This is a genomic window from Sporolactobacillus sp. KGMB 08714, from assembly GCF_036598985.1.
In the GTDB taxonomy this organism is placed as follows: Bacteria; Bacillota; Bacilli; order Bacillales; family Sporolactobacillaceae; genus Sporolactobacillus.
Genome location: NZ_JAUUBW010000047.1, coordinates 1 through 10520 on the forward strand (window position 1 = coordinate 1; position 10520 = coordinate 10520).

The window sequence follows — 10520 nt, forward strand, 5'->3', positions numbered from 1 at the left end:
TCGGCACAGTGGATTTAATGATCGGCCCCCGGGTTTTCGGTCAACGCAGTTTATCGGCCGTCGCCGCGAGTTTATCGACCGTTCGGGGCAGTTTATCGGTCAACGTACCGGTTTAATCGGTCGCCGAATCCAGGTTTTCGGTCGGCACAGTGGATTTAATGATCGGCCCCCGGGTTTTCGGTCAACGCAGTTTATCGGCCGTCGCCGCGAGTTTATCGGCCGTTCGGGGCAGTTTATCGGTCAATGTACCGGTTTTATCGGTCGGCGCGGCAATATTATCGGTCGTTATGCCTGTTTTATCGGTCATTGTAAGCTGTTCCTCTGTTAGAGACGGCTTTGGGTGACGGACGGAGTCTCATTTAAACCCCGAAATGCCTGTTAATGGGACCGGAGAGCATCGTCAAGAAAAGAAATTGTTCTGAAAAGGCAGTATACCAGTATACTGCCTGATGCAAATCGCTTATCGTATCCGGACGGGCGTTCCTTTATGGATAAAAAAGGCCCTTGCAGCGTGCGCTCCAAAGTTACCTTTAAAAATAATCCAAATAGATTGTGAACAGCAGATTACAAGAATTCACATGATTTAAACGATCAGTCTTTAAACTGTTTCAGCAGAGATTGATAAGGGTTGATTGGATAAGGGTTCTTGGTCACGTTTAAGGAATCGTAATCATCAACCACAATGTAATCTTTTCCCTTGTACGAAATGACGTCTCCTTTTTTATAATGCGATTTTTTGCATTCTATAACGGTTTCCCTTGCTATGTACCATGATGTTCTTGACTTATTGGCGTACGATATAATGTTCATTTTTCTTTTCAAAGATATCATCCTTCGAATCCAATGTCATTCTTGATGTTATTCGCTCCACGAAGAATGGATGGCACCCAATAAAATTAAATAATTCTACCGGCAGCCCGCAATCGATACAAAAAGAAATTTCCTTTTCTATGATAGCGAAACCGGATCAAAGAAATCAACTATTTGGTAAAAAATAAGAGGGACAAGGTACGGACGGCGCATTGACTACTGCTTAAAATAACCGAAGTAAATACGGTGCCAGGCGGCTGTCTTGGATCTAAAACCTTGCTAAGAAGAAAAGATATTGATGCATTTAATAGTGACAGTATATTTATAAATTATTCAGATAATAATAGGCCGTTTTTCAATGAAAATATTCTGATTAAGCTATAATCAACGAGAAATCAACAAATATAAATAGTCAAAATAGTAAAAGGGACTTTTGCATACACGTCCTGCTCCTTTTCAACAACAACGGGACGATTATCCTGAATCGTCGATGCGTTATTGAAATCTTGGGCCGGGTGTTGGCATTCTGGTTGAGCAAGAGGAATCATCATATTAAATTTCGATTTTCTGCTTCATTATTTTTTATTCATACAGATAAGCGACAGAAGAATTGAAAAACTTTTCTGAGGTCGGAGAACCATTCATTAACGGTTTTCCGCTATTTGCTGACAGGACAGCTTCATTTCCTATCATTATTCATTTATCATTTTTCAAACAGCCGTGAAAAAAATCGCATTAAATAAAGATGTAAGCGTTGTTATAATTGTTGATGTTGAGAGGATGAAATATTAGGCAGGGAAGGTGTTCATGATGGCGGAATCTTGGTTGGGCCTGGATCAGAAAGTAATCATTGTAACAGGTGGAGCATCGGGGATCGGCAAACACATTGCACAGACGTTGACAGCTGCGGGCGCGCAGGTTGTTGTCAGTGACATTCATGTGATGACCGGAGAGCGGGGAGACAATGGGATCTATCACGTGCAGATGGATGTAACAAAAAAAGAAAGTGTCGAAAAGATGGTTAATCATGTCATGAAGAAGTTTGGTACAATAGACGGTCTTGTTAACAACGCAGGGATTAATCTCCCGCGTCTGTTAGTCGACTTCCGGGGTGAGAAGCCGGAATTTGAACTCAGCGAAAGGGACTTTGACTTGATGGTTAATGTTAATCAGAAAGGAGTATTTCTGACAACTCAGGCTGTTGTCCGGCAATTTTTAAGAAAAGGATCCGGTGTTATCGTTAATATTTCCTCAGAGGCGGGCATGGAAGGTTCCAACGGTCAGAGTATTTATTCTGCGACCAAAGGTGCGGTCAATGGGTTCACACGTTCATGGGCAAAAGAACTGGGCAGCCATCATATCCGGGTTGTCGGCGTAGCACCGGGCATCAATGAAAAAACGGGCCTGACAACGAATTTATATAATGAAGCACTGGCCTACACGAGAAATATAACCGTTGATCAGCTTGGCACCGACTATTCAAAAGCCATTCCACTTGGCCGCCCGGGACGCCTGGATGATATCGGCAATCTCGTAACTTATTTACTTTCGGACAGAGCCGCCTATATAACGGGAACGACGGTCAATATTACCGGTGGTAAATCAAGAGGCTGACCGGTATTCCCGGATCGCAGTTTTCATTGAAAGACCAGGAGGGATATCATGATCAAGATTACAAGAAAAGATCGTCTCTCTTCGATTTTGAAAGAAAGCCAATGGAATAATGAGATTAACCTGAGACAAGTGGCCAGGAAACTGTCCGTATCTACACGGACGATACGAAACGACATCATTTTTCTTAACAGTGAACTGAAGAATGTTGCTGAATTCCGGCTTGAAAAAGGAAATTACTGGCTGCATTTCTATGATGCAGACAAATATAAGGATTTTTTGACAAATAGACTGAAAACGGGACGAGATAGTGTCGACACGCCGCAGGAGCGGGATTCCGCGTTAGCCGTTCGGCTCATTGAAGCGCATGAACCATTAAAAATAGAAGAGCTTGCCGATTCGCTGAATGTCGGCAGAACGACACTTTTGAATGATTTAAAAAGGCTGCGTATCACCTTCGAATCCTGTGATCTATCGCTTAATGGAAAACCGAATGCGGGGATTCGCCTCGACGGAAGTGAATGGAAGAAACGGATTTATATCTTACAAAACAATATTTTTGGGACGCCAGAATTGAATTCTTCGATTCAAACACTGATTGCCGATTTTGGAATCAGCAATCACATTGAGGATGAAACGCTGGCCGAGTGGCGCCGTTACATCATGGTTATGCTGAGGAGAATGCACGGCCATCATTTGTTGTCACGGGGAAGTATCCCGAACCCCTTCAATTCTGTCGAAAGAGCTGATGAATTCCGAAAAGTCGGTGATTTTGCCGACCGACTGGAAACGAAGTGCGGATATTCGATTTCGAAGCTTGAACGGCTCTTTATTACTTTGCCTATTCTTGGCAGGAGATCGCCGGTCAATATTCTGGATGTACCCTCTGCCCCCGTTCCGGCCGGCATAAAAAAGCTGATCCGTGATATACAGAGGCAAGTCAAACAGGAGCTGAACATCTCATTTGACTTTGAAAAAGTAACCCGAGAATTAGGATATCATCTGATGTTCATGATGAACCGGCTTGTCTTCAGTGTTCAACTGCACAATTCATTGATTGAAGAAGTGAAAGGGAAGTATCCTTTAGCCTTTGAAATGGCTGAAATTGCTTATGATGTGATTTACAGAAATTATCATATTAAGACGACAGAGGCTGAACTGGGTTATCTGGCGTATTATTTCGGCATTATGGTCACGGAACACGAAGAACGATTGAAGGACATCAGGCGTGTCGGAATCATTTGTGATACAGGGCGGAGCACAGCAAGAATTATTGAAGTCCAGCTTCGAAAAATTCTCTCGGATCACGTTGAGATTCAATTGTTCTCGTCGAATACCGTGTCATTAAAAGAACTGGAGAATCTGGATATTATTTTCTCGACTGTCCTCTTAAAAAGTGCGAATACACCGATTATTCACGTGACTGATATATTCGATGAACGCAGGCTGCTGAGAAAGATTAATCAACTCTTCGAATTGAAAAATCTGCATTTAAAAACGGATGAAGATCATTTTTCGATTATCGGCCACCTGCTGGGTGAAGATAAATTTTTTGTCCTGGATGAACACCGCACGTATCAGGAAAATGTGGAAAAGATGATTGGCAGACTGCAGGAGAAAGGCTATGTAGATGAGCATTTTAAGGATCGGATTTCTGAACGGGAAAAGAAAAGCCAGATGATTTTCGACAATGATATTGCTTTTCCCCATGCCATGATAAAGGGGAAAAAAGAGATTATGTTCGCACTCGGTGTTTTCCCGGAGAGGATACAAGTTGGTCGGAAAACTATTCGATTGATCTTTCTGCTGGGCGTGCCGGAAATGAGTGATGAGAATCTGCTCGTTCATGTGTACGATGAAATGATTGCGCTGTCAAGACGATCAGACTGGATTGATAAGATCTCACGGGTAACCGCTTATCCTGAAATAAAACGATTTTTTGATATGGAATTTCACTGAGCGTTCGGAGGTGAGAACACATGCTGTTTATTATTCTGATGATTTTTATTGGCGGAGCATTTATTCTGCAGATCTTTCTCGGTTATTTCCAGGTCAAACATCTTTCCGGTGTATTTGTCCGGATGCGCCGGAAGGGTAAGGTAGCGATCGGGAAGAAAAAAGGACATTTCAAATCCGGAACGATTGTCTTTCTGGCCGTGGATTCTAAAGGAAACATTCTTGAAGCAAAGAAGATGCAGGGTGTGACCATACTGGCCCGTTTTCGAACACTTAAGGAACTGGCCGGTGAGAACATCATGAATATTAACGCTTTTAAAGTCGGCCAATATAACAAATTGCTGAAATTGGCGATAGATGATGCAGTTAAGAACTATCGTACCGTTGTTCAGGGAGGAACGGTAGAGGAAGCTGCCGGTACCCCGCTCAGCACCGCATGGATCGGTATTCGATCATTATTTATGAACAGAGGACGATCCAATAATCAGAAGGGATGAATGAACATGGATATCTTGGTTTTTATTGCGAAGGGATTTGTAGGCCTTTTTCAAACCGGTGCAAAGACGTTTATTTCCTGGATGACCGGCATTGTACCGGTAGTCCTGATGCTGCTTGTGGCGATGAATGCGCTGATTCGGCTGATCGGTGAGGATAGGATCAACGGGCTGGCGGTCAAATCTTCTAAAAACCCGCTGCTTCGCTATATGGTTCTTCCTTTTCTGGGTGCTTTTATGCTGGCCAATCCAATGGCGCTGTCCCTCGGACGTTTCCTTCCGGAGAGGTACAAACCCAGTTACTACGCATCGGCTGCCTATTTCTGCCATACGAGCAACGGAATTTTCCCCCATATAAACGCCGCTGAATTGTTTATCTGGCTCGGTATTGCTCAGGGCGTTCAGAAACTTGGTCTGGATACGACGCCGCTTGCTCTGCGCTACCTGCTTGTTGGCCTGGTAGCCAATTTCTTTTGCGGCTGGATCACGGATTATCTGACCGTCTGGGTCTCGAGACAGCAGGGTGTTGAATTAAACAAAGAAGTTAAGCTGGACTGAGGAAAGGGGTGGGTAAAATGGGAAGCTACAAATCTGCAAAGGTTGTTAAAGGGAACGGCGGCTTTGGCGGTCCGCTTGTGATCACGCCAAGAGAAGGAAAAGATAAAATCGTTTATATAGTCGGCGGCGGAAATAAGCCGGCAATTGTCGATAAATTGGTTGAATTGACAGGTGCGGCTGCTGTCAATGGATTTAAGACAAGCGTACCGGACGATGCCATCGCGGCTGTCGTCATCGACTGCGGAGGCACCCTGCGCTGCGGCATTTATCCGAAAAAAGGCATTCCGACAATCAATGTTATGCCGACAGGCAAAAGCGGTCCTCTTGCTGGATATATTACTGAGGATATTTACGTGTCAAATGTCGGCGTGGATCAAATTTCAGCGGCAGATCAGGCAGACGGTTCCGGGCTGGTCGAAGAGAATCCCGGCGTCAAGAAGTCTGAGCGGAAGTATAAATACAGTACAGATAAAAAAATTTCAGAAACAAAAGCTGAGAACACGAACCAGAGCCTGCTGACCAAAATTGGGCTCGGTGCCGGAAGGGTCATCGACACCTTCTATCAAGCTGGGCGCGATGCCATTCAGACGATGCTGAATACCATTTTACCGTTCATGGCATTTGTCGCAATGATTATTGGTATTATTGAAGGTTCAGGTATTGGAAATCTGTTCGCCAAGGTCATGTCACCGCTTGCAGGGAATATATGGGGCTTAATGCTGATCGGCTTCGTTTGCTCGCTCCCTTTTCTATCGCCGCTTCTTGGACCCGGTGCCGTTATCGCGCAGATTATCGGGACTTTGATCGGCGTCGAAATCAGCCAGGGGCATGTTCCGCCGCAGCTCGCCCTGCCGGCCCTGTTTGCGATTAATACACAGAATGCCTGCGATTTTATTCCGGTCGGGCTTGGATTGGCGGATGCTGAACCGGAAACAGTCGAAGTTGGTGTTCCATCCGTCCTCTATTCCCGCTTCCTGACTGGTGTCCCGCGTGTTTTTCTGGCCTGGGTCTGCAGTTTCGGACTCTATGTAAAATAAAAGGGAAGCGATATGGAGGAGGCGAAAGATGTCTGCCGGCACTGACAGGCATCGGGTATATTGACGACAATCTATAGAAATGAAGTAAAAAGCGTTGGATCGATGGCCAAAGAGTTTCTCAATGAAAAAATACTGATTCTTTTTGGAGATGAAGCACCGGCGGGCCTCAAAGATTACTGCTACGGCGTTGATCTGAATCCGTTGGACGGCGAAATCAGGACGGGAGACCGGGTTCTGTTCGATCATGCGGCCTATCGAATTACGGCGGTAGGCAGTCTTGTACAAAAGAATCTGGTTGATCTGGGACATATCACGATGAAGTTTGACGGAAGCAATCAGGCAGATCTGGCCGGGACCTTATATCTTGAGAATAAAAAAGTCCCGCAGATTGACATCGGAACAAAAATTGAAATCAGAAAATGGGAGCGGGAAGGGAAGAATCATCAAGTTTCTGCCTGATACGATGAACTTGCTGATCTGTTCAGGAAGCCTTCCCTGCTCAGGCTGTTTCGGAGGTCGGCACTTTTGAGTACGCTCAGACGGTGCCGGGTGTGTCCGCCCCGTCTCTGCCCGCCGTTAGCCGAGTATTTATTGAATAGAAGAAAAAAAGAGCCTGGACATTGGATACAATGGGAATATCCGATGACACAGGCTCCTTTTTCAAAAACAAACCCGCCCGTTCATTTAAATTGCTCGACTTTCCCGATATATTCCGGGCAAAAATGGCCCTCATGATAGATGATTTTCGTTATACTTGCGTTTGGGACATGGTCCGCATCGAAATCGCCGATGACGCGCAGCAAAATGCTGATGAACAGTGAATGACTGACGAGCAGAATCACGGAGCTGCCGGAGTTTTTAAGCTCGTCAAGCAGGCGGCGGGCCCGGACTTTGACATCGGTGAAATTCTCAGCGATTTTTAAAGTATCCAATTTCTTAATTCCTTCCAGAGCAAGGATTTTTTCGGCGCTTGGGAAAGAATCGTTGAAATCCGGCCTGCCGATGACCGGGCCGACCTCGTGCCACATGCCTTCACTGCTTCCGCCTTCGAATTTTCCAAAGGAAGTTTCCCGAAGAAGCGGCGTTTCATACAGATTAAGTGCCTGATTTTTCGATTGATAAAGAATAATGTTGGCCGTTTTTCGGGTCCGTCCCATGTCGCTGATCCATGCGGCGTCGAAAGTGGTGTGATTTTCTGCGAACATTTTACCGACGCGTTCCGCCTGGGCGATACCCGTCTCGGTAAGCAGCGAATCGCACCATCCCTGTACTTTACCGTTTTTATTAAAATAAGTTTCTCCGTGCCTCACTAAATAAATCGTTTTCATCTCGGATAAACTCCTTCAAAAGTCCTGATTCGTTTTGTGATCGCCTGCAGCAGGCAATTCGTCTGAGCAGCATGCACCATACACTATAACAAAATATTGAATATTTTTCTATGACGGACAGCAGCGGAAGAAAAATTTTTTAGCGGACCGCGCTTTGCCTGGATCTCCGGTCATCCATTTTCCGGCTGTTTCAAAATAGGATCGGCCGGGCGGTTGCCTGTGAGCAGCAGCCGGCTGCCGGTACCTGAAAGCGGGCTTTCATGCCGGCGGCAATGAGTTTTTACGAATTGAGATCGGTGTGTTAAAGTAAACATGAATCTATAGAAGTTTACGACGGGATCAATCATCTTTTCAGCATACATAAAGGATGAATTTTGGGAGTATTCGAACCGGAGCTTTAAATCAAGGGATCGGTGCGCCGGGATCATGCGATCCGGCCGATGATGTGTCAATGGAGGGAAGCCGTATTCTTATATTCTTTGAAGTCATTATGCCGGTGTTTCTCATTTTTGTCAGCGGGTTTATTTTGCAGAGAATTTTCTTGCTTGATCTGAAACCGATTTCGACGCTCGCAGTTTATCTTCTGCTGCCGTTCCTTGTTTTTCAGACATTTTACACAACGCCTTTAAACCTCAGCTTCTTCTATATTACTGCCGCGTCGGTGCTGATTATGGTTCTGCTGATCATCCTCGGAATGGCGGCCGGCAGGTTTCTGCATCTGGATAAGAAGGATGAAAATGCGTTTCTGCTATCGACCATTTTCCCGAACAGCGGAAATTACGGCATTCCGATTATCTTATTTGCGTTTGGAAAACAGAGCCTGGCTTACGGCATGCCGCTGATGATCATTCATGCGATTCTGATGGGGATTGTCGGTGTTTATATTGCGGCGAACGGACGCGGCGGCGTCAGGATGTCGGTAAAGACGGTCCTGAGCCAGCCGGCAAACTATGTGATTATCCCCGCTATTTTGCTGCAGCAGTTTCATGTCCGCATTCCGACAAATATTTTCACAAGCATTGAGCTGGTCGGCAATGCGACGATTCCCGTGATCATGATTATACTGGGCATGCAGCTGGCCAATGTGACAATCCGGAAAATGAAATGGGGACGGATCGGCTGGGTAACCCTGATCCGCCTGATTCTCTCGCCGGCCATTGCCTATGGTGTTTGTCTGCTGTTCCCGATGAGCAGTCTGCTGAGAAATGTCATTGTCGTGATGTCTGCGATGCCGAGCGCAGCCAACACAACGTTATATGCCATTCAGTTCGATGCAAGACCGCAATTTGTTTCAAGCTGCACACTGATGACAACCGTTTTCAGCATTCTGTCTCTGACCGTTCTGCTCAATTTCCTGTGAGCGGCTGAGAAACGTCCCGACGATCATGATTTCTGTGCCGGCCATCTACGGGATAGGCATATGTTCATAAGTCCTCTGGATTGATAAAATTTAACAATTTGACTATAATATGGGCATGTATCTGAGAAGAGTTTGCCGAAAAAATAAGGATGGCAGTGAAGTGGCTTACCTGCAGCTGGCACATAATGAGTGGGATCCCGTGACCAAATACGCCAAGGCGAAGGTGATCTATTCTTTTGGGCGTGAAGACCAGGTGGATCTGGATGCGCTCAGACGGCTGGTCGACAGTATTTCGCGGTATCTCTCGCAAAGAAGCACTGAGGACAGTGAAAAAAAAAGGCCGGACGGAGAACCTCGCTTATAAACCGGCAGAAACGAATGCGCGGCGGATCATTGGATTCAGCTTTTTGTCGGCAGCACTTTTTTTGAAATGATGAAAAATGGCTGCTCTGCCCGATCCGCCAATTAAATTTAAATGGCCCGTCTGTTCGCTGGCTTCTTCAGCAGGCAGGCGGTTTTTTCTATAAAAGGTCGGGTTTGATGCCATTGAAGCCCGGCTGAAAAGCAGCGGTATCGTCAAAATGGGCGGGCAGCCGCATCGCCAGCCGATTAGATGAGCGGTAAATGAAACAGCGGAGGGGCCGGAACCGCATTGCGGCCGATTCATCCCCCAGGTGTTTATCCTCCTATTGTTTGTCTGTAAAAAAATTTTCTCTTTTTACAGGTACAGTCCCCCGAAATGACAAACGGCTGGTCGATTCACTGGTTAATGGATAAAATAATTTCCCGCAGCATTGCTTTTATAGACTTGATTGAATGAAGCCGACGGGCTTATGTTCATTATTTAAAATGAGTATCCTTCTCGCTCATTTTCCTGCTGTGCCGTCAAATAAGGATCACGTTTCCTGAGCACGTCAATCTCTCGACAGACGGAGAGTGTTTCCGTGATCAGACTTCCATAACGATTTGATAGATTAAGTGCCGCGGGATCGGGCCGACGATTGATAAACCGGGTGTAATTAGACCGATAAACAGCTACTGACGATTGATCATGGACAGAAATCCGATTCATACAGCCGGGCCGCCGGCCAGTATCGGTCCGAGAATCCTGCCCCGAAAAATTTGCTAATCGCCCTGAAACAGCGAGCGATCGCCTTAAAATGGCCTCGAATCGCCCTATTCCGGGGGAGTATCGCCCCGCTAGGAGTTTATCGCCCTGAAAAATTTGCTAATCGCCCTGAAACAGCGAGCGATCGCCCTAAAATGGCTTCGAATCACCCTATTTCGGCGGAGTATCGCCCTGCTAGGAGTTTATCCCCCGAAAAATTTGCTAATCGCCCTGAAACGGCGAGTTATCGCCCGAAAA

9 protein-coding genes and 1 pseudogene are annotated in these 10520 nt (G+C 45.9%); 8 read left to right on the forward strand and 2 right to left on the reverse strand.

The window, feature by feature from the left end; translation table 11 throughout:
- Positions 1-181: 181 nt before the first annotated feature.
- Positions 182-307: a hypothetical protein gene (locus Q6A92_RS17000; RefSeq protein WP_332238823.1), complete on the reverse strand. Its 126-nt coding sequence runs from the start codon at positions 305-307 to the stop codon at positions 182-184.
- Positions 308-1620: 1313 nt separating this feature from the next.
- On the opposite strand from Q6A92_RS17000, the gene Q6A92_RS17005 reads away from it, so the two are divergent.
- The 6 genes from Q6A92_RS17005 to Q6A92_RS17030 are packed head-to-tail and all read left to right on the forward strand — an operon-like array spanning position 1621 to position 6925.
- Positions 1621-2424 (forward strand): SDR family oxidoreductase, encoded by an 804-nt coding sequence (locus Q6A92_RS17005; protein WP_274399877.1) that lies wholly within the window; start codon positions 1621-1623, stop codon positions 2422-2424.
- 48 nt (positions 2425-2472) lie between these two features.
- The gene (locus Q6A92_RS17010) at positions 2473-4380 is read left to right on the forward strand and encodes a BglG family transcription antiterminator (RefSeq protein WP_332238824.1); all 1908 of its coding nucleotides are present in this window, start codon (positions 2473-2475) and stop codon (positions 4378-4380) included.
- Positions 4381-4400: 20 nt separating this feature from the next.
- Positions 4401-4874, forward strand: a complete 474-nt coding sequence (locus tag Q6A92_RS17015; protein WP_274399879.1) for a transcriptional regulator GutM — start codon at positions 4401-4403, stop codon at positions 4872-4874.
- A 6-nt stretch (positions 4875-4880) separates the two neighbouring features.
- Positions 4881-5429, forward strand: a complete 549-nt coding sequence (gene srlA / locus Q6A92_RS17020) for a PTS glucitol/sorbitol transporter subunit IIC (protein WP_274399881.1) — start codon at positions 4881-4883, stop codon at positions 5427-5429.
- A 17-nt stretch (positions 5430-5446) separates the two neighbouring features.
- Positions 5447-6466: a PTS glucitol/sorbitol transporter subunit IIB gene (gene srlE, locus Q6A92_RS17025; RefSeq protein ID WP_274399882.1), complete on the forward strand. Its 1020-nt coding sequence runs from the start codon at positions 5447-5449 to the stop codon at positions 6464-6466.
- Positions 6467-6526: 60 nt separating this feature from the next.
- The gene (locus tag Q6A92_RS17030; protein ID WP_274399883.1) at positions 6527-6925 is read left to right on the forward strand and encodes a PTS glucitol/sorbitol transporter subunit IIA; all 399 of its coding nucleotides are present in this window, start codon (positions 6527-6529) and stop codon (positions 6923-6925) included.
- A gap of 221 nt (positions 6926-7146) precedes the next feature.
- On the opposite strand, the gene Q6A92_RS17035 is transcribed toward Q6A92_RS17030, so the two are convergent.
- The gene (locus Q6A92_RS17035) at positions 7147-7794 is read right to left on the reverse strand and encodes a histidine phosphatase family protein (RefSeq protein WP_274399885.1); all 648 of its coding nucleotides are present in this window, start codon (positions 7792-7794) and stop codon (positions 7147-7149) included.
- A 367-nt stretch (positions 7795-8161) separates the two neighbouring features.
- Here Q6A92_RS17035 and Q6A92_RS17040 point away from each other — a divergent pair, with 367 nt between their 5' ends.
- Both Q6A92_RS17040 and Q6A92_RS17045 read left to right on the forward strand, forming a co-directional pair.
- A complete protein-coding gene (locus Q6A92_RS17040; protein ID WP_274399887.1) occupies positions 8162-9154 on the forward strand; it encodes an AEC family transporter in 993 nt (330 codons plus the stop codon).
- Between the two features lie 115 nt (positions 9155-9269).
- Positions 9270-9461, forward strand: a pseudogene (locus tag Q6A92_RS17045) (IS1634 family transposase); the annotation flags it as partial.
- Between the last annotated feature and the right edge of the window lie 1059 nt (positions 9462-10520).

Bases quoted from the DNA above. Each gene is read 5' to 3' on its own strand.
- Q6A92_RS17015 (WP_274399879.1), top strand. From the start codon at position 4,401: ATGCTGTTTATTATTCTGATGATTTTTATTGGCGGAGCATTTATTCTG.
- Q6A92_RS17000 (WP_332238823.1), bottom strand. From the start codon at position 307: ATGACCGATAAAACAGGCATAACGACCGATAATATTGCCGCGCCGACC.
- Q6A92_RS17040 (WP_274399887.1), top strand. From the start codon at position 8,162: ATGAATTTTGGGAGTATTCGAACCGGAGCTTTAAATCAAGGGATCGGT.
- Q6A92_RS17005 (WP_274399877.1), top strand. From the start codon at position 1,621: ATGGCGGAATCTTGGTTGGGCCTGGATCAGAAAGTAATCATTGTAACA.
- srlE (WP_274399882.1), top strand. From the start codon at position 5,447: ATGGGAAGCTACAAATCTGCAAAGGTTGTTAAAGGGAACGGCGGCTTT.
- Q6A92_RS17010 (WP_332238824.1), top strand. From the start codon at position 2,473: ATGATCAAGATTACAAGAAAAGATCGTCTCTCTTCGATTTTGAAAGAA.
- srlA (WP_274399881.1), top strand. From the start codon at position 4,881: ATGGATATCTTGGTTTTTATTGCGAAGGGATTTGTAGGCCTTTTTCAA.
- Q6A92_RS17035 (WP_274399885.1), bottom strand. From the start codon at position 7,794: ATGAAAACGATTTATTTAGTGAGGCACGGAGAAACTTATTTTAATAAA.